General features: G+C 72.5%; 12 protein-coding genes. 8 read left to right on the top strand and 4 right to left on the bottom strand.

The window, feature by feature from the left end:
• Nucleotides 1–181: 181 nt before the first annotated feature.
• Nucleotides 182–2542 (top strand): SpoIIE family protein phosphatase, encoded by a 2361-nt coding sequence (locus tag ACGFT2_RS13785; protein ID WP_393277401.1) that lies wholly within the window; start codon nucleotides 182–184, stop codon nucleotides 2540–2542.
• 207 nt (nucleotides 2543–2749) lie between these two features.
• On the opposite strand, the gene ACGFT2_RS13780 is transcribed toward ACGFT2_RS13785, so the two are convergent.
• The 3 genes from ACGFT2_RS13780 to ACGFT2_RS13770 all read right to left on the bottom strand — a co-directional run bounded on the left by ACGFT2_RS13780 (nucleotide 2750) and on the right by ACGFT2_RS13770 (nucleotide 7576).
• Nucleotides 2750–3883, bottom strand: a complete 1134-nt coding sequence (locus ACGFT2_RS13780; protein ID WP_393277398.1) for a protein kinase — start codon at nucleotides 3881–3883, stop codon at nucleotides 2750–2752.
• 223 nt (nucleotides 3884–4106) lie between these two features.
• Nucleotides 4107–6527 carry an endopeptidase La gene (gene lon / locus ACGFT2_RS13775; protein ID WP_393277395.1) on the bottom strand — a complete coding sequence of 807 codons (2421 nt, stop codon included), beginning with the start codon at nucleotides 6525–6527 and terminating at the stop codon, nucleotides 4107–4109.
• 164 nt (nucleotides 6528–6691) lie between these two features.
• On the bottom strand, nucleotides 6692–7576 hold the full coding sequence (locus tag ACGFT2_RS13770) for a rhomboid-like protein (protein WP_393277392.1): 885 nt from the start codon (nucleotides 7574–7576) through the stop codon (nucleotides 6692–6694).
• 318 nt (nucleotides 7577–7894) lie between these two features.
• On the opposite strand from ACGFT2_RS13770, the gene ACGFT2_RS13765 reads away from it, so the two are divergent.
• The 7 genes from ACGFT2_RS13765 (at nucleotide 7895) to ACGFT2_RS13735 (ending at nucleotide 17845) form a co-directional block, all read left to right on the top strand.
• Complete coding sequence (locus tag ACGFT2_RS13765) at nucleotides 7895–8572, top strand: spermidine synthase (protein WP_393277388.1); 678 nt, start codon at nucleotides 7895–7897, stop codon at nucleotides 8570–8572.
• 112 nt (nucleotides 8573–8684) lie between these two features.
• On the top strand, nucleotides 8685–9422 hold the full coding sequence (locus ACGFT2_RS13760) for a response regulator transcription factor (RefSeq protein WP_393277385.1): 738 nt from the start codon (nucleotides 8685–8687) through the stop codon (nucleotides 9420–9422).
• Nucleotides 9419–10534: an ATP-binding protein gene (locus ACGFT2_RS13755; protein ID WP_393277382.1), complete on the top strand. Its 1116-nt coding sequence runs from the start codon at nucleotides 9419–9421 to the stop codon at nucleotides 10532–10534. Before ACGFT2_RS13760 ends, ACGFT2_RS13755 begins: the two co-directional genes overlap by 4 nt.
• Nucleotides 10535–10837: 303 nt before the next feature.
• The gene (locus tag ACGFT2_RS13750; RefSeq protein ID WP_393277379.1) at nucleotides 10838–14650 is read left to right on the top strand and encodes a multifunctional oxoglutarate decarboxylase/oxoglutarate dehydrogenase thiamine pyrophosphate-binding subunit/dihydrolipoyllysine-residue succinyltransferase subunit; all 3813 of its coding nucleotides are present in this window, start codon (nucleotides 10838–10840) and stop codon (nucleotides 14648–14650) included.
• Between the two features lie 291 nt (nucleotides 14651–14941).
• Nucleotides 14942–15121: a DUF6104 family protein gene (locus tag ACGFT2_RS13745; RefSeq protein ID WP_152776632.1), complete on the top strand. Its 180-nt coding sequence runs from the start codon at nucleotides 14942–14944 to the stop codon at nucleotides 15119–15121.
• A 668-nt stretch (nucleotides 15122–15789) separates the two neighbouring features.
• Nucleotides 15790–16779 (top strand): DUF4097 domain-containing protein, encoded by a 990-nt coding sequence (locus ACGFT2_RS13740; RefSeq protein ID WP_393277376.1) that lies wholly within the window; start codon nucleotides 15790–15792, stop codon nucleotides 16777–16779.
• A 1-nt stretch (nucleotide 16780) separates the two neighbouring features.
• Nucleotides 16781–17845, top strand: coding sequence for a PadR family transcriptional regulator (locus tag ACGFT2_RS13735; protein ID WP_393277373.1), 1065 nt, complete (start codon nucleotides 16781–16783; stop codon nucleotides 17843–17845).
• 304 nt (nucleotides 17846–18149) lie between these two features.
• On the opposite strand, the gene ACGFT2_RS13730 is transcribed toward ACGFT2_RS13735, so the two are convergent.
• Nucleotides 18150–19115 carry a zinc-binding dehydrogenase gene (locus ACGFT2_RS13730; RefSeq protein WP_393277370.1) on the bottom strand — a complete coding sequence of 322 codons (966 nt, stop codon included), beginning with the start codon at nucleotides 19113–19115 and terminating at the stop codon, nucleotides 18150–18152.
• Between the last annotated feature and the right edge of the window lie 58 nt (nucleotides 19116–19173).

The raw sequence follows: 19173 nt of genomic DNA, 5'->3' as shown, positions 1-19173 counted from the left end.
GTGCGGCCCCACGCCACCGGATGACGCCCGCGTGACACCGGTGCTCCCCGCGCACCCGGCCGCACGCGGCCGGGGCGCCTACGGCCCCTTTTTCCGTGCCGCATTCTGCGTTGGTGCTCCGCGCCGCCCGGGATCATGCTGGTCAGGGAGAGCCTGCCGAGCAAGGGCGAGATGAGCGGCGATGGATCGACAGTCGACGTACACGGCCACGGCCACCATCGATGCACGGGGCATCCTCACCGGCTGGAGCGAGGGCGCCCGGCGGCTGCTCGGCTACGACTCCTCGGCGGTCGTCGGACGGCCCGCCACCGCGCTGCTCGACGCCGACGGCGGAGCGGCCCGGCGCGCACTGGCCGGGCGCGAACGCTGGAACGGCACCCTCCCGCTCCGCCACCGGGACGGCCGGGCCCTGGAGCTGGGTGTACTCGCGCACCGCCGGACCTCGGCCGCCGGAAGCGTCGACTGGCTGGTGGTGAGCGCCGTGACGGCCCGCGCCCAGCCGCCCCGGGGCGAGCCGCTGGAGGAATGGACGTTCCTGCAGTCGCCGTTTCCGCTGGTCATCTTCGACACGGAGCTGCGGCTGGTGCGCGCCAACCGCCGCATGGAGCACGCCCTGGCCCTGCCCGAGGCGGCGATCCGCGGGCTGCGGCTCGCCCACATCGTGCCCGGCGCTGCCAGCGACGAGACCGACCGCTCGATGCGGCAGGCGCTGGAGTCCGGGCGGCCCCAGGAGGTGCGCGTCCGCCTCGTACCGGAGCTGGGCCGGACCGCCGTGCTCACCCCGCTCAAGGACGCCGGCGGCCAGGTGCGCGCCGTCTGCCTGTCCACCCAGCAGCCCACCGAGGACCCCGCCGCACGAGAGCACCCCTCGGACGAGGGCGGCTCGCGCGTCGGCACGGCGGCGGACCAGGCCCGTGCCGCCCAGGAACTCGGCGAGGTCACGGTCCCCCGGCTGGCCGACGTCATGGCGGTCGACCTGCTCGACTCCCCGCGCACCGGCACCGAGGACCAGGCTCCGGGGCCCGGCCCGGTGGTACTGCGCCGCGCCGCACTGCGCGCGGTGCCGGACGGCGACGGGCCCGGGCACGGCGCCGGGGTGGGCGAGGCGATCGTCTGCCCGGCGGACTCCCCGCCGGTGCGCTGCCTGGCGGCGGGCCGGCCGCTCCTGTACGACACGACGGACCCGGCCGTCGCCGCGTGGGCGGCGCTGGACCCGGGCGCCGCGTGGCTGCGCACCTCCGGCGCCCGGTCGCTGCTCGCGGTGCCGCTGCTCACCCACGGCAGCACCCTCGGCGTGGCCCTCTTCGGACGGCACCGCGGCCGGGAGCCGTTCGGCCCGGAGGATCTGCGGCTGGCCGAGGAGTACACGGCCAAGGCCGCGGGCGGCATCGAGCAGGCCCGCACCTACACGCGGGCCCGCACCACGACCATGGCCCTGCAGCGCAGCCTGCTGCCGCACACGCTGCCCGAACAGGGGGCGCTGGAGATCGCGACCCGCTATCTGCCCGCCGCGACCCGGGCCGGCGTGGGCGGTGACTGGTTCGACGTGATCCCGCTGTCGGGCGCACGGGTGGCGCTCGTCGTGGGCGACGTGGTCGGTCACGGCATCCGTGCCTCCGCCACCATGGGCCGGCTGCGTACGGCGGTGCGCACCCTGGCGGACGTCGACCTGCCGGCCGACGAACTCCTCACCCACCTCGACGACCTGGTCCTGCGGCTCGCCGCCGACGAGGGCAGCGCGGACCCGGCCGCCGAGACCGCCGGCGGCATCGGCACCACCTGCCTGTACGCGGTGTACGACCCGGTCGCGCGCCGCTGCACCATGGCCCGGGCCGGCCACCCGCCGCCGGCCGTGGTCACCCCGGACGGCACGGTCCGCTTCGTCGACGTGCCCGCGGGGCCGCCGCTCGGGCTCGGCGGGCTGCCCTTCGAGGCGGTCGAGACCGAGCTGCCGGAGGGCAGTCTGCTCGCCCTCTACACGGACGGGCTGTTCGAGGCCCGTGAGCACGACATCGACGAGGCGCTGGACAAGATGTTCGCCGCGCTCGGCCGCCCGGCGAAGTCGCTGGACTCGGTCTGCGACCGGGTGCTCACCGAGCTGCTGACGCATCGGCCCGACGACGACATCGCCCTGCTGGTGGCCCGTACCCGGGCGCTGCACGAGGACCGGGTCGCCTCCTGGGAGCTGGCGAACGAGCCCACGGTCGTCTCGATCGCCCGCCATTACGCCACCGAGCAGCTCTCCGCGTGGGGCCTGGACGAGGCCGCGTTCCCCACGGAGCTGATGGTCAGCGAGCTGGTCACCAACGCCATCCGCTACGGCCGCCCGCCCATCCGGCTCCGGCTGATCCACCAGGGCAAGACGCTGATCAGCGAGGTGTACGACTCCAGCGGGACCACCCCGCACATGCGCCGGGCCCGGACCTTCGACGAGGGGGGACGGGGTCTGCTGCTGGTCGCCCAGCTCGCCGAGCGCTGGGGCACCCGGCACGACCGGGTCGGCAAGACGGTGTGGGCGGAGCAGTCGGTCACCGCCCCCTGAGGCCTGACGGCACACCGGGGTGGGACAGGGGGCGGGACCGGGGTGCCGCGCGGTTACGTGCCGGGGTGCCGCACGGTTGCGTGCCGGGCTGCCGTGCGGTTGCGTGCCGGGGTCACCCGGTGGCGACGTGCCCAGGGCGGGGACGGCGAAGGCGGTAACCGCCGGCTTCACGGCTCAGCCGTGCCGCGCGGCGATCGACTTCACGGCTCAGCCGTGCCGCGCGGCGATCGGGCCCCGGAGGACGGGGGCGGCCCAGGAGGGCGGAGCGGGCACCGGGCGGGACGGCGTGGGAGCACCCGGGCGGGAGGCCGCGTGGGCCTTCGGACCGGAAGGCGTGCCGGACTCCGGGCCGGAAGGCGTGCCGGACTCCGGGCCGGGAGCCGCGTGGGGCTCCGAGCCCGGCGCCGGGCGGGGATCGGCGGCGCCTGCCGCCACCCGGGCGTCCAGCAGCGTCGGCGTACGGCCGCGCGGGCCGGCCTCTCCGGTCGCGGCACGCAGGGCCGCCACGAACTCCAGACAGGAGTCGTAGCGGTCGTCGGGGATCTTCGCCAGGGCCCGCTTCAGGACGTCGTCGGCGGCCGGCGGGATGCCCGGCCGCTCCTCGCTCAGCGTGGGCGGCGGGTCGTACTGGTGGGCCCAGAGCAGATCGAGGTGGTCCGCCCGCTGGTAGGGCGGGTGGCCGACCAGGGTCTCGTGGACCACACAGGCCAGGCTGTACAGGTCGGACCTGCCGTCGACCGGGCGGCCGGCGATCCGCTCGGGCGCCACGTAGTCGAGGGTCCCGACGAACTCGCCCGCGGTGGTGAACCCGGTGAGTGCCAGAGACTTCTTCGCCAGGCCGAAGTCCGTGAGGTAGACGTGCTCGGGATGGTCGCTGTCGATGCCCTTGGCCACCAGGACGTTCGCGGGCTTGACGTCCCGGTGCACCAGGTCGCGCGCGTGGGCCGCGTCGAGCGCGGAGGCCAGCTGGGCCGCGATGCGCAGAGCGGCGGCCACCGGCAGCGGGCCCTCCCGGTCGATCAGGGCGCGCAGGTCGAGTCCGCAGACGAGGCACATGGCGATGTACAGGATCCCGTCGGCCTCGCCCGCCTCGAAGACGGGGACGATGTTGGGATGGTCGATCGCGGCCGCGACCCGGGACTCCTGCGCGAAACGGCGGCGGAATCCGTCGTTGCGGGTGTACTCGGGAGCCAGCAGTTTCAGGGCGACCGTCCGGCCGAGGCGAAGGTCCTTGGCGCAGTAGACGACGGCCATGCCACCGCGGCCGACTTCCCGCTCGACCCGGTAGCCCGCGATCACCGCACCGATCAGACCGGAGGGCCTGCCGTCCTGCCCGTCCACGTCCGAATTCTACCGACTTGATCGCTGTCCGCGCCTGGTCGGGAGCCGGCCGGCGGAGAAAGAGGTGACGGGGAGAGGCCGGACCTGGGCGCGGCATGGCGAAGGCCACGGCATGGCGAAGGCCACGGCATGGCGAAGGCCACGGCATGGCGAAGGCCGCGGCATGGCGAAGGCCCGGGCGCCCCTCACGGGACCCGGGCCCTCACTCATCCGGCGGCGTCCGTCACGCCGCCACCGGAACCTCGGGCGTCGCGCCGTTCACGGCGGGTGCGAGCGCCAGCTCCAGGACCTGGCGGACGTCGGTCACGGCGTGGACGTCGAGCTTGTCCAGCACCTCGGCCGGGACGTCGTCCAGGTCGGGCTCGTTGCGCTTCGGGATGATCACGGTGGTCACCCCGGCGCGGTGGGCGGCGAGCAGCTTCTGCTTCACGCCGCCGATGGGCAGCACCCGGCCGGTCAGCGAGACCTCACCGGTCATGGCCACGTCCGTGCGGACCAGCCGGCCGGAGAGCAGGGAGGCGAGAGCCGTCGTCATCGTGATGCCGGCGCTCGGGCCGTCCTTGGGAACCGCGCCCGCCGGGAAGTGGATGTGCACGCCCCGGTCCTTCAGGTCGCCCACGGGCAGCTCCAGCTCGGCGCCGCGGCTGCGCAGGAAGCTCAGCGCGATCTGCGCCGACTCCTTCATCACGTCGCCCAGCTGACCGGTCAGGGTCAGGCCCGCCGCGCCGGTCTCCGGGTCGGCGAGGGACGCCTCGACGAAGAGCACGTCGCCACCCGCGCCGGTGACCGCGAGGCCGGTCGCCACCCCGGGGACGGCCGTACGGCGCTCGGCCGGGTCCTGGGCGGACTCGGGCACGTGGTGCGGGCGCCCGATCAGACCGCGCAGGTCCTCGTCCCGGACGGTGAGCGGCAGCTTCCGCTCGCCGAGTTCGTGCTGGGCGGCGACCTTGCGGAGCAGTCGTGCGACGGACCGCTCCAGATTGCGCACGCCCGCCTCGCGCGTGTACTCGCCGGCGAGCTTGCGCAGCGCGCTCTCGTCGATCGTGACCTCGTCCGCGGCCAGGCCGGCCCGCTCCAGCTGGCGCGGGAGCAGGTGGTCCCGGGCGATGACGACCTTCTCGTCCTCGGTGTAGCCGTCCAGGCGGACGATCTCCATACGGTCGGCGAGCGCCTCCGGGATGGCCTCCAGGACGTTGGCGGTGGCGAGGAAGACCACGTCCGACAGGTCGAGTTCGACCTCCAGGTAGTGGTCCCGGAAGGTGTGGTTCTGCGCCGGGTCGAGCACCTCCAGCAGGGCCGCGGCCGGGTCGCCGCGGAAGTCCGAGCCCACCTTGTCGATCTCGTCGAGCAGGACCACCGGGTTCATGGACCCGGCCTCCTTGACGGCGCGCACGATCCGGCCGGGCAGCGCGCCGACGTAGGTACGGCGGTGACCGCGGATCTCGGCCTCGTCGCGGACGCCGCCGAGCGCGACCCGGACGAACTTGCGGCCCATGGCGTGGGCGACGCTCTCGCCCAGGCTGGTCTTGCCGACGCCGGGCGGGCCCACCAGGGCGAGCACGGCACCGCCGCGCCGGCCGCCGACGACGCCCAGGCCCCGGTCGCCGCGCCGCTTGCGCACCGCCAGGTACTCGGTGATGCGTTCCTTCACGTCCTCCAGGCCCGCGTGCTCGGCGTCCAGGACCGCCTTGGCGCCCTGGATGTCGTACTCGTCCTCGGTCCGCTCGTTCCACGGCAGCTCCAGCACGGTGTCCAGCCAGGTGCGGATCCACGAGCCCTCGGGGGACTGGTCGGAGGACCGCTCCAGCTTGTCGACCTCCTTCAGCGCGGCCTCGCGGACGTTCTCCGGCAGGTCGGCGGCCTCCACCCGGGCGCGGTAGTCGTCGGACTCCTCGCCCTCCTGCTCGCCGTTCAGTTCGCGCAGTTCCTTGCGGACCGCCTCCAGCTGGCGGCGCAGCAGGAACTCCCGCTGCTGCTTGTCGACGCCCTCCTGGACGTCCTTGGCGATGGTCTCGGCCACGTCCTGCTCGGCCAGGTGGTCGCGCAGCTGCTGCGCGGCGAGCTTCAGCCGCGCCACCGGGTCGGCGGTCTCCAGCAGCTCGACCTTCTGCTCGATGGTCAGGAACGGCGAGTATCCGGAGTTGTCGGCGAGCGCGGAGACGTCGTCGATGGCCTGGACGCGGTCCACGACCTGCCAGGCGCCACGCTTCTTCAGCCAGGCGGTGGCGAGCGCCTTGTACTCCTTGACGAGTTCGGCGGCCTGACCCGGCAGCGGATCGGGCACGCTCTCCCCGACGCGGGCGCCCTCCACCCAGAGAGCGGCACCGGGGCCGGTGGTGCCGGCACCGATGCGCACCCGGCTCCGGCCCCGGATCAGGGCACCCGGATCGCCGTCGGCCAGCCGGCCCACCTGCTCGACCGTGCCCAGCACACCGGTCTTCGCGTAGGTCCCGTCGATGCGCGGCACCAGCAGCACCCTGGGCTTTCCGGGCTCGGACCGGGCGGCGGCCTGTGCGGCCTCCACCGCGGCCCGCACCTCGGCGTCGCTCAGGTCCAGCGGAACCACCATGCCGGGCAGCACGACCTCGTCGTCGAGCGGCAGCACGGGCAGAACGAGAGTGAACGCCGTGGACTCAGCAGCCATGATCTCCCCTTAGGCAGTCAACTTGAGCTATGCCGACTCAATGCTCGGGGGGCCGCCGATGTTCCCGGAACGGTGTTCGCTGTCGGCGATCAGCGGACGACGCCGGTGTTTCCCGGCCGACGGGGGTGCCGCCGACCCCGGCGGGCGCTACGGCAAGCGGGAGATCACCGGGAACGCGGGGCCGGACCAGCGGCCCGCCGCCGGGGCCGGACCAGCGGCCAGCTTGCGACGCCGGTCGCGAGGGCGATGAGGTGTCCCCAGTTCGTCATGGGGTCCGAGAAGGCGATCAGGTCGTTCACGAGCGTGCCGCCCACCAGCAGGAGCAGGGGCCAGCGCAGCCACGGCCGGAGCAGACCGGCCAGCGCGCCGATGCCGGCCGCGACGCCGAAGCTGATGCCGTAGTCGAGGCGGTGCAGCGAGGTCTGCGGAAGGTGCCCGAACAGCACCGCCAGGCCCACCGGGACCTCGGTGGCGAGCGTGGCCACGACATGCCCGGCGAGGAACACGCCCATCGCGCGCACCCCGCCCGTTCGCCGCTCCAGGGCGGTGAGCACGACGGCGACGGCCAGCGCGTACGGCGAGAGGAGGCCGCCCGCGATCCACACGGCGCTCGCCAGCAGCACCGCGACGGGGGCGCGCAGCAGATGGGCCACGTCGGTGCTCGAGCCCGCGTGGAGGGAGTGGACGAGTGCGGGGTCGGCCAGCGCGGTGACGACGGAGGTGACGGCCAGGACGGCGACGTAGGCGAAGGTGAACGGGGTGCCCGCCGGTGTGGGCAGCAGGTGCCACCAGCGTGGGGCCGGGGCGGCCGGGGGCGCTTCGACGAACACCGGGGCGGGCGCCGTCGCCCCGCGCTGACGCGGCATGCCGTCCAGCAGCCCGGCGACGCCGGGGGCCGCGAGGGCTGCGATGCCGTCGACGCCGGGAGGCCGGACGGCCGCGGTGCCGTCGACGCCGGGAGGCGGGAGGGCGGCGGTGGTGCCGGAAAGGGTGATGCCCGGCGAGGGCCGGGACGCGGCCGCCTCGGGGCCCGTCGCGATCCGTTCCACGGTGAGGCGCTCCTTCCGTCGCGCCCCACCCTTGGCGGTTCGCGGTCCGCTGTCTATGACCGACGCCACGCGCGAGCGGATTCACAGCAACCTTTCATGCTCCGGCTGCGTCCGAGGCCCGTCGCCCGGGCACCTGAGAGACCGACGAAGCGGCCGAGGAGGCAGCGGACGCCGTGGACGCCGTGGAATTCGAGGGCGCCCAGGGCGCCGAGGGTGTCGTGTCAGGGGTGCCGTCGGGCCGGACGGCACGGTCCGCGCGGCCGGCCCGTCATCCGTAATTCCCGTGAATGCAGGGCCTCGTTCAAGCAGGATGACCTCATGACTGCCGTGTACGACTCACCCGTGGTCCTGGACCGGCGCGACGGCCCGTACGGCGAAGTGGTGCTGCGCCGGCACGGTGCGCTGCTGCAGATCATCGCCAACGGCTGTTTCCTGATGGACACCTCCGACGGCCGCTCGGAGCGGCTCCTGGTCGACGCCGCGTACGCCGCCCTGGACGGCCGCCCGGCGCCGGACGTGCTGATCGGAGGGCTGGGAGTGGGCTTCTCACTCGCGCACGCGGCCGCCGACGCCCGCTGGGGACGGATCGTCGTCGTGGAGCGGGAACCCGCCGTCATCGACTGGCACCGCCACGGCCCGCTGTCCGGACTGTCCGCAGGTGCGCTGGCCGATCCGCGCTGCGAGATCGTGGAGTCCGATCTGATCACTTACGTCAATGAGACATCGGACACGTTCGACGCGTTGTGCCTCGACATCGACAACGGTCCGGGGTGGACCGTCACGGAGGGCAACGACGGCCTCTACGCGACGGCCGGACTTGCCGCGTGCGCAAGGACGTTGACACCCGGTGGGGTGCTCGCGGTGTGGTCGGCGACACCCTCTCCGGAATTTGAAGGAACCTTGCGGAATGCCGGGTTCCGACAGGTGCGTACCGAAGAGGTGCCGGTTGCCCGGGGCGTTCCGGACGCCGTGCACCTCGGCGTCCGACCTGGATAGCGACAGCGCGGTGAGTCCCCGTAATGTGCTGCACTGACGCGGATCATTCAAGCGTCAATCGCAGACATGGGATCACCCCACGGATTCCGGAAAGCAACAACAGGGGCGGGCGATGGAGCAGACACACACCTCCCAGAGCGGCGCGACGACGACCCCGGGCGCACAGCGCCGGGTGCTGGTCGTGGAGGACGACCCCACGATCGTCGACGCCATCGCGGCCCGGCTCCGCGCCGAGGGATTTTCGGTGCAGACCGCGGCCGACGGTCCCGCCGCGGTCGACACGGCCGAGGCGTGGCAGCCCGACCTGCTGATCCTCGACATCATGCTGCCCGGCTTCGACGGGCTCGAGGTCTGCCGGCGGGTGCAGGCGCAGCGGCCGGTACCCGTGCTGATGCTGACCGCGCGGGACGACGAGACCGACATGCTGGTCGGGCTCGGGGTCGGCGCCGACGACTACATGACCAAGCCGTTCTCGATGCGGGAGCTGGCGGCGCGCGTGCACGTGCTGCTGCGGCGCGTGGAACGGGCGGCCGTGGCCGCGTCCACGCCCCGCTCCGGCATCCTGCGCCTCGGTGAGCTGGAGATCGACCACGCGCAGCGCCGGGTGCGGGTGAGGTCCGAGGACGTCCACCTGACGCCCACCGAGTTCGATCTGCTGGTGTGCCTGGCGAACACCCCGCGCGCGGTGCTCTCCCGTGAGCAGCTGCTGGCCGAGGTCTGGGACTGGGCGGACGCCTCCGGCACCCGCACGGTCGACAGCCACATCAAGGCGCTGCGGCGGAAGATCGGCGCCGAGCGGATCCGCACGGTGCACGGTGTCGGCTACGCACTGGAGACGCCGACACCGTGAGCGCCGACGGGCGCCAGGCCGCACGGAGGAGCCCCGGGGAGGACCCCTGGGGCGGCGTCCGCCCGTTCTCGATCAAGACCAAGCTGGGCGCGCTGGTCGTCATCGCGGTGCTGATCACCACGGGTCTGTCGATCGTCGCGGTGCACACCAAGACGGAGCTGCGCTTCATCACGGTCTTCTCGATGATCGCCACACTGCTGATCACGCAGTTCGTGGCACATTCGCTCACCATGCCGCTGGACGAGATGAACACGGTCGCCCGGTCCATCTCCGAGGGCGACTACACGCGCCGCGTGCGGGACAACCGCCGGGACGAACTCGGCGACCTCGCCGGGACGATCAACGTCATGGCCGACGAGCTGGAGGCCCAGGACCTCCAGCGCAAGGAGCTGGTGGCGAACGTCTCCCACGAGCTGCGCACGCCCATCGCCGGCCTGCGCGCGGTGCTGGAGAACATCGTCGACGGGGTCACCGAGGCCGACCCGGAGACCATGCGCACGGCCCTGAAGCAGACCGAGCGGCTCGGCCGGCTGGTGGAGACGCTGCTGGACCTGTCCCGCCTCGACAACGGCGTCGTACCGCTGAAGATGCGCCGCTTCGAGGTGTGGCCGTATCTCTCGGGCGTACTGAAGGAGGCCAACATGGTCGCCTCCGCGCGCGCGGGCATCGCCTCCGGCTCGGGCAGCCACACCCGTACGGACGTGCATCTGCATCTCGACGTCTCGCCGCCGGAGCTGACCGCGCACGCCGACCCCGAGCGCATCCACCAGGTCGTCGCGAACCTGATCGACAACGCGGTCAAGCACAGCCCGCCGCACGGCCGGGTGACGCTGAAGGCGCGGCGCGGCCCGCAGCCCCAGTCGCTGCAGCTGGAGGTCCTGGACGAGGGCCCCGGCATCCCGCGGTCGGAGTGGCACCGCGTGTTCGAGCGGTTCAACCGCGGTTCCGTGACCCGGCCGCACGGCCCGGGCAGCGACGGCGGCACAGGGCTCGGTCTCGCGATCGCCCGGTGGGCGGTGGATCTGCACGGCGGCCGGATCGGTGTGGCCGAATCCGAGCGGGGCTGCCGGATCATCGTCACTCTTCCGGGACTGTCCCCCGTTTCAAGTTGACGTAAAGTTCGAATCGGAAGCACAAGATCCACGACCGTCGCCGCCGCTCCCGCGCAGCTGGACACGTGTGATCGGGGACAGGCCCGCGCCACCCGTCGAACGAAGGCGCGCAGGGCCGGCGCCGGTGCACCCTCCCACATGCGGAACCACGCTTGTTTCCCGCCAGATCAAGCCCTGAAACAAGATTTCTGATGTGACTTACGCGACGATGAACGGACCCGACCTGACCTTCGCGGTCTTGGAGGCGTAGCCTTTATTTCCGCTGTCCATCACCTTGTGAAGCGGAAGAGGGCGGTTGCCGCCGTGTCGCCACAGTCCCCCAGTAACCCGAGCGTCTCGACCGAGGACCAAGCCACCGGGAAGAACCCCGCAGCGGCGTTCGGTCCGAACGAGTGGCTCGTCGACGAGATCTATCAGCAGTACCTCCAGGACCCGAATTCGGTAGACCGCGCCTGGTGGGACTTCTTCGCCGATTACAAGCCGGGTGCTCCTGCCACCCCGGCTCCGGCGGGACCTGCGGCCGCGGGGGCCGCAGAGACCACCACCCCGGCCCCGCAGGCCGCCCAGGCCCAGGCCCAGGCCGCGCCCGCGCCGGCCCCGGCGGCGCCGAAGCCCGCCGCAGCTCCCGCTCCGGCCCCCGCCCCCGCTCCCGCGGCCAAGGCGGCCCCCGCCCCGGCCAAGCCGGCGCAGCCCGCACAGGCGCCCGCTCAGCCCAAGGCGAAGGCCGCTCCCGCCACGGAGGCGCCCGACGGTCCCGAGTACGTGACGCTGCGCGGTCCGTCCGCGGCCGTCGCGAAGAACATGAACGCCTCGCTGGAGCTGCCGACCGCCACCTCGGTCCGCGCGGTCCCGGTGAAGCTGCTGTTCGACAACCGCATCGTCATCAACAACCACCTCAAGCGCGCCCGCGGCGGGAAGATCTCCTTCACGCACCTCATCGGGTACGCGATGGTGCAGGCCATCAAGGCCATGCCGGCGATGAACCACGCGTTCGGCGAGAAGGACGGCAAGCCGACCCTGGTCAAGCCGCCGCACGTCAACCTCGGCCTGGCCATCGACCTGGTCAAGCCGAACGGTGACCGCCAGCTCGTCGTGGCCGCCATCAAGAAGGCCGAGACGCTGAACTTCTTCGAGTTCTGGCAGGCCTACGAGGACATCGTCCGTCGCGCCCGCGACAACAAGCTGACGATGGACGACTTCACCGGCGTGACGGTCTCCCTGACCAACCCCGGCGGCCTCGGCACCGTCCACTCCGTGCCGCGTCTGATGCCCGGCCAGTCCGTGATCATGGGCGTCGGCTCCATGGACTACCCGGCGGAGTTCCAGGGCACCAGCCAGGACACCCTGAACAAGCTCGGCATCTCGAAGGTCATGACGCTCACGTCGACCTACGACCACCGGGTCATCCAGGGCGCCGCCTCCGGCGAGTTCCTGCGCCAGGTGGCGAACCTGCTGCTGGGCGAGAGCGGCTTCTACGACGACATCTTCGAGGCGCTGCGCATCCCCTACGAGCCGGTCCGCTGGCTCAAGGACATCGACGCCTCGCACGACGACGACGTCACCAAGGCCGCCCGTGTCTTCGAGCTGATCCACTCCTACCGGGTCCGCGGCCACGTCATGGCCGACACCGACCCGCTGGAGTACAAGCAGCGCAAGCACCCCGACCTGGACATCACCGAGCACGGGCTCACCCTGTGGGACCTGGAGCGCGACTTCGCGGTCGGCGGCTTCGCCGGCAAGTCGCTGATGAAGCTCCGGGACATCCTCGGCGTGCTGCGCGACTCGTACTGCCGCACCACCGGCATCGAGTTCATGCACATCCAGGACCCCAAGCAGCGCAAGTGGATCCAGGACCGCGTGGAGCGCCCGCACTCCAAGATGGAGCGCGAGGAGCAGCTGCGCATCCTGCGCCGCCTGAACGCCGCGGAGGCCTTCGAGACCTTCCTGCAGACGAAGTACGTCGGCCAGAAGCGGTTCTCGCTGGAGGGCGGCGAGTCCGTCATCCCGCTGCTCGACGCGGTGATCGACTCCGCGGCGGAGTCCCGCCTGGACGAGGTCGTCATCGGCATGGCCCACCGCGGCCGCCTGAACGTCCTCGCCAACATCGTCGGCAAGTCGTACGCGCAGATCTTCCGCGAGTTCGAGGGCAACCTCGACCCGAAGTCGATGCACGGCTCCGGCGACGTGAAGTACCACCTGGGCGCCGAGGGCACCTTCACCGGCCTGGACGGCGAGCAGATCAAGGTCTCGCTGGCCGCCAACCCGTCCCACCTGGAGACGGTCGACCCGGTCATCGAGGGCATCGCCCGCGCCAAGCAGGACATCATCAACAAGGGCGGCACGGACTTCACGGTCCTGCCGGTCGCGCTGCACGGCGACGCGGCCTTCGCGGGCCAGGGCGTGGTGGCCGAGACCCTGAACATGTCGCAGCTGCGCGGCTACCGCACCGGCGGCACGGTCCACATCGTCATCAACAACCAGGTCGGCTTCACCGCGGCGCCGGAGTCCTCGCGCTCGTCGATGTACGCCACCGACGTGGCCCGCATGATCGAGGCCCCGATCTTCCACGTGAACGGCGACGACCCCGAGGCCGTGGTGCGCGTCGCGCGTCTGGCCTTCGAGTTCCGCCAGGCGTTCAACAAGGACGTGGTGATCGACCTCATCTGCTACCGCCGCCGCGGTCACAACGAGTCGGACAACCCGGCCTTCACCCAGCCGCTGATGTACGACCTGATCGACAAGAAGCGCTCGGTGCGCAAGCTCTACACCGAGTCCCTGATCGGTCGCGGCGACATCACCCTGGAAGAGGCCGAGCAGGCCCTGCAGGACTACCAGGGCCAGCTGGAGAAGGTCTTCACGGAGGTCCGCGAGGCCACGTCCCAGCCGGCCTCCGGCCCGGTGTCGGACCCGCAGGCGGACTTCCCGGTCGCCGTGAACACCGCGATCTCCACGGAGGTCGTCAAGCGGATCGCCGAGTCGCAGGTCAACATCCCCGACACCTTCCACGTCCACCCGCGTCTGCTGCCGCAGCTGCAGCGGCGGGCGGCGATGGTCGAGGACGGCACGATCGACTGGGGCATGGGCGAGACCCTCGCGGTCGGCTCCCTCCTGCTGGAGGGCACCCCGGTCCGCCTGTCCGGCCAGGACTCCCAGCGGGGCACCTTCGGCCAGCGCCACGCGGTCCTCATCGACCGCGAGTCGGGCGAGGAGTTCACGCCGCTGATGTACCTCGCCGAGGAGCAGGCGCGCTACAACGTCTACAACTCGCTGCTCTCCGAGTACGCCGTCATGGGCTTCGAGTACGGCTACTCACTGGCCCGCCCCGACGCGCTCGTCATGTGGGAGGCGCAGTTCGGCGACTTCGTCAACGGCGCCCAGACCGTGGTCGACGAGTACATCTCGGCCGCGGAGCAGAAGTGGGGCCAGACGTCCGGCGTCACCCTCCTCCTGCCGCACGGCTACGAGGGACAGGGCCCGGACCACTCCTCGGCCCGTGTCGAGCGCTTCCTCCAGCTCTGCGCCCAGAACAACATGACGGTCGCCATGCCGACCCTCCCGTCGAACTACTTCCACCTCCTGCGGTGGCAGGTGCACAACCCGCACCACAAGCCGCTGGTGGTCTTCACCCCGAAGTCGATGCTGCGCCTGAAGGCCGCCGCGTCGAAGACGGAGGAGTTCACGTCGGGTCAGTTCCGCCCCGTCATCGGCGACGCCACCGCGGACCCGGCGGCGGTCCGCAAGGTCGTCTTCGTGGCCGGCAAGCTGTACTACGACCTGGAGGCCGAGCGGGTCAAGCGCGGCGCCACGGACACGGCGATCATCCGCATCGAGCGGCTGTACCCGCTGCCGGGTGCCGAGATCCAGGCGGAGGTCAACAAGTACCCGAACGCCGAGAAGTACCTGTGGGCGCAGGAGGAGCCGGCGAACCAGGGTGCCTGGCCGTTCATCGCGCTCAACCTGATCGACCACCTGGACCTGGCGGTCGGCGCGGACATCCCGGCGGGCGAGCGCCTGCGGCGCATCTCGCGCCCGCACGGCTCGTCCCCGGCGGTGGGTTCGGCCAAGCGCCACCAGGCCGAGCAGGAGCAGCTGGTGCGTGAGGTGTTCGAGGCGTAAGGCCTACGGCACGCTCACCGAAGGGCCCGGCCCCGAGTCTCCACCGGACTCGGGGCCGGGCCCTTTCCCGTCCCCGGCGCGAGGCACTCCGGGCGCCCACCCGCCAGCCCGCCCGCCCGCCAGCGCTGCCGCTCCCCCGCCGACCGCCTGGTCACCGTGCCCGATCACGGTCCGCTCGCCGTGCGGTCGCTCCGTCCTGCTCGCCGTCCGCCGGGTGAGGCCCGTCGGCGTCTCCGCATACCCTGGAGCGGTACATCCCCCGGCCCCTGGCCGATTCACAGGAGAGCATCCGTGTACTTCACCGACCGAGGCATTGAAGAACTGGAGAAGCGGCGCGGTGAGGAGGAGATCACCTTCGAGTGGCTCGCCGAGCAGCTGCGGACGTTCGTCGACCTGAACCCGGACTTCGAGGTCCCGGTGGAACGTCTGGCGACCTGGCTGGCCCGGCTGGACGACGAGGACGAGGAGTAGGCGGCCCGCAGGCCGGGACACCGCCGAGCCCGGCACCCCCGACCCTGCGCACGAGCCGGGCCGAACAGCCCACCCGGCGCTCCCCGGCCCTCCGCTCGAGCCAGACCGATCGGCGGCCGGCCGCCCCGGCGCCCATCGGCCCTGCGCAGGGACCAGTGGCCGGGTCAGAGGTGGTGTGCCGCAGGTCCTTGTCGTCGCCGCTCGGAAGCGGCCCTGAGGCCCCGGGCCGGCCGGCTCCTCAGGCGCGAATCCAGGCCACCCCGCTCAGCTCCGCACGCCGGCCCCCCACACCCACGCCCCGGGCCGCTCGCGCTGCCGGGGACGGCCCCGCGGCCCCACATACCCAGCACCGTCGGCCGGCGCTCGCAGCCCCCGCGATACGCCCGCGCCCCACCACCCCGCATCCCTGCACTGCCGTGCCCTGCTCTGCACCGCACCGCACTGCACTGCACTGCCCTGCACTGCCCTGCACTGCACTGCACTGCACTGCACTGCACTGCTCGCAGGGTGCCCGGCGAGGCAGCTCACCGGAGCCCGGCTCGGCGGAGCGGCCAAGTGCCGGCGATCACGCGAAAGGGTGTCTTGACTTCCCAAGGCCACGATATATCGTGTTTCTCGGGAGAACGCGATATGGCGCGTCCCCGGCCGAGTCCTGTCCAGGAGGTCACATGTCCGAGTGGTCCGTCGCCGAACCTCAGAAGCTGACCTTCGACACCACCGTGAGCGACCTGCACGTCCGCATCGTCAACGGAACGGTGAACGTGGTGGGCACGGAAGAAGGTTCCGCCCGCCTGGAGGTCTCCGAGATCGAGGGCCCGCCCCTGCTGGTCACCCACGAGCACGGCACCCTCACCGTGGCCTACGACGACCTGCCCTGGAAGGGCTTCCTGAAGTGGCTCGACCGCAAGGGCTGGCGGCGCAGCGCCGTCGTCTCCCTCGCGGTCCCCGCAGGCACCCGCGTCGAGGTCGGCGTGGTCGGGGCCGGCGCGGTCGTCTCCGGCATCCGCGGCCCGGCGGTGATCAAGGGAGTGACCGGCGACACCACCCTGGTCGGCGTCTCGGGCCCGGTCCGTGCGGACACCGTCTCGGGGAACCTGGAGGCCCAGGCGGTCACCGGCGACCTGCGGTTCCACTCGGTCTCCGGGGACCTGACCGTGGTCGACGGCTCCGGCCCCGCCGTCCGCGCCGACTCCGTCAGCGGTTCCATGATCGTCGATCTGGATCCGGACGGCCCCACCGAGGTCGGCCTCACCAGCGTCTCCGGCGAGATCGCCATCCGCCTGCCGCACCCGGCGGACGCCGAGGTGGAGGCGAACACGGCGAGCGGCACGATCTCCAACGCCTTCGAGGGACTGCGGGTCCAGGGCCAGTGGGGCGCCCACAAGATCACCGGCCGGCTCGGCGCGGGCACCGGCAGACTCCGGGCCACCACGGTCTCCGGTTCGATCGCCCTGCTGCGCCGCCCGGCGCGCGAGGACGAGGACGGCGCCGCCTGGGAGGCCGAGCCCCCACGGGACCCGGGCACCGGCCCGGCACCCGGGCCGGTCGACCACGCACCGACCGCACCGGGGGAGAATTTGGTCTCCGGCCCGGCCGCCGGGGCCACCGATGCCACCGACGCCCCGGCTGACGGCACGACCGAGAAGAAGGTGCTCTGACATGCCCCCCGTCTTCGCCCACGGACGCCTCCGCCTGTACCTGCTCAAGCTGCTGGACGAGGCCCCGCGGCACGGGTACGAGGTGATAAGGCTGCTGGAGGAACGCTTCCAGGGGCTGTACGCCCCCTCGGCGGGCACGGTCTACCCCCGCCTGGCCAAGCTGGAGGCCGAGGGCCTGGTCCGGCACACCACCGAGGGCGGCCGCAAGGTGTACTCCATCACGGACGCCGGGCGCGCCGAACTGGCCGACCGTAGCGGGGAGTTGGCGGACCTGGAGCTGGAGATCCGCGAGTCGGTCGCCGAACTGGCCGCCGAGATCCAGGCCGACGTGCGCGGCGCGGCGGGCGACCTGCGCCGCGAGATGCGGGCGGCCGCCTCCGAGGCGCGCCGGGGCCCCAAGGCTCCGGGCGGCGCCGCGGGCCCCTTCGGGGAGTACGGCGATCTCGGCGACAAGGAGGCCTGGCGCGCCGCCAAGGAGGAGATGCGCCGGGTCAAGCAGGAGTGGAAGGAGCAGGCCCGCCGCGCCAAGGACGAGAGCCGCCGGGCCCGGGAGGAGGCCCAGCAGGCCCGCCGCCAGGCCCAGGAGGCCCAGGCGCGGGCGCGGGCGCAGGCGCAGGAGGAGATGCAGCGGATCGCACGGCAGGTCCAGGACCGCGTGCAGGACCACTTCGCCCGCGGCGACTGGCCGACCGGCGTCCGCGAGGGCCTGACGGAACTGGCCAAGGAGTTCGGTGATTTCGGGAAGGGCCTCGGCAAGGAGTTCACCAAGGACCGCCCCTTCGGCCGCGGCCAGGCCGGCACGGCCGGGTCAGCGCCCGCGGCCGCACCGCACTACTCCGCCGCCGCGGACGACTTCCCGGCCGGGTACGAACCCTCCTGGGCGCACGAGGACTTCACCGGAGACCCGGCCCGCGACCTGGACCGCCTGCTGGACCGCTTCCGCGACGACATCCGCGACGCGGCCCGCGACCATGGCGTCACCGACACCCAGCTCCGCGACACCCGCCACCACCTGTCGACGGCAGCGGCCCACATCGCGGCCCTGCTCCGCCACCCGACCCCCTGACCCGCCACCCGACTCCCTGCCCCGGCCCCCGTCCCCCTGCCCCGGCTCCTGCCCCGCGCTCCCGGCGGTCAAGGGACGGGCGGCCAGGGGGGGCGACCAGGGGCCGCCGCACGCTTTCCGGCGCTCCGTCAGCCCGAGGGCGGACAGCGCGAAGGAGGCCCGTCGGCCCTCACGGTCCAGCAGGGCGAGCAGCTGCGTTGACACACCCGTCTCGTCAACCGTGGTTGACGGCAGCGGCGCGGAAAAGGCGGGCCCGGCGCCCGGACCCGCCTGACGGATTCCAGCCCGAAGAAGGGCTCGGGGTTCAGGGGTTGGTGAGCACGATCTTCCCGAACTGCTCCCCGGAAGCGAGCCGTTCGAAGCCCTCGCGGGCCCGGTCCAGCGGCAGCTGTTCGTCGATGACGGGCCGTACCCCGGTCGCGGCGCAGAAGGAGAGCAGGTCCTCCAGCTCCTCCTTGGTGCCCATGGTGGAGCCGACCACCTTCAGCTCCAGGAAGAAGATCCGGGTCAGTTCGGCGTGCGAGGGCCGGTCCCCGCTGGTGGCGCCGGAGATGACGATCGTGCCGCCGGGCCGCAGGGACTTCACCGAGTGGGACCAGGTGGCGGCACCCACGGTCTCGATGACGGCGTCCACCCGCTGCGGCAGCCGCGCTCCCGGCTCCACCGCTTCGACGGCACCCAGTTCCAGGGCCCGCTTGCGCTTCGCCTCGTCCCGGCTGGTGGCGAAGACCCGCAGCCCCGCGGCCTTGCCGAGCACGATCGCGGCCGTGGCGACACCACCGCCCGCGCCCTGCACGAGGACCGCGTCCCCCGGCCGTACCCCGGCGTTGGTGAACAGCATCCGGTACGCCGTCAGCCACGCGGTCGGCAGGCAGGCGGCCTCGGCGAAGGACAGCTCCTTCGGCTTCGGCAGCACGTTCCAGGCCGGTACGGCGACCTGTTCGGCGAAGGTGCCCTGGTAGCGCTCGGTGAGGATGGAGCGCGGCTCCTTCGGGCCGACACCGTGCCCGGTCTGGCCGATGACGGAGTGCAGGACGACCTCGTTGCCGTCCTCGTCGACACCGGCGGCGTCGCAGCCGAGGATCATCGGCAGCCGGTCCTCCGGCAGGCCGACGCCCCGCAGGGACCAGAGGTCGTGATGGTTGAGGGAAGCGGCCCGCACCGTGACGGTGCTCCAGCCGGGACGGGCCTCGGGAGCCGGTCGCTCTCCCAACTCGAGGCCGGTGAGCGGCTGGTCGCGGTCGATTCGGGCGGCGTAGACAGCGAACATGGCTCGACGATAGGTGCGCCGTCCGGCCGGCGGAACCGCGGAGCCCTGTGACACATAC

Origin of the sequence: Streptomyces sp. NPDC048514 (assembly GCF_043199955.1) — a bacterium.
GTDB lineage: Bacteria > Actinomycetota > Actinomycetes > Streptomycetales > Streptomycetaceae > Streptomyces.
Note: the sequence above shows the minus strand (reverse complement) of the source record. Positions and strands in the feature narration are given on the sequence as shown.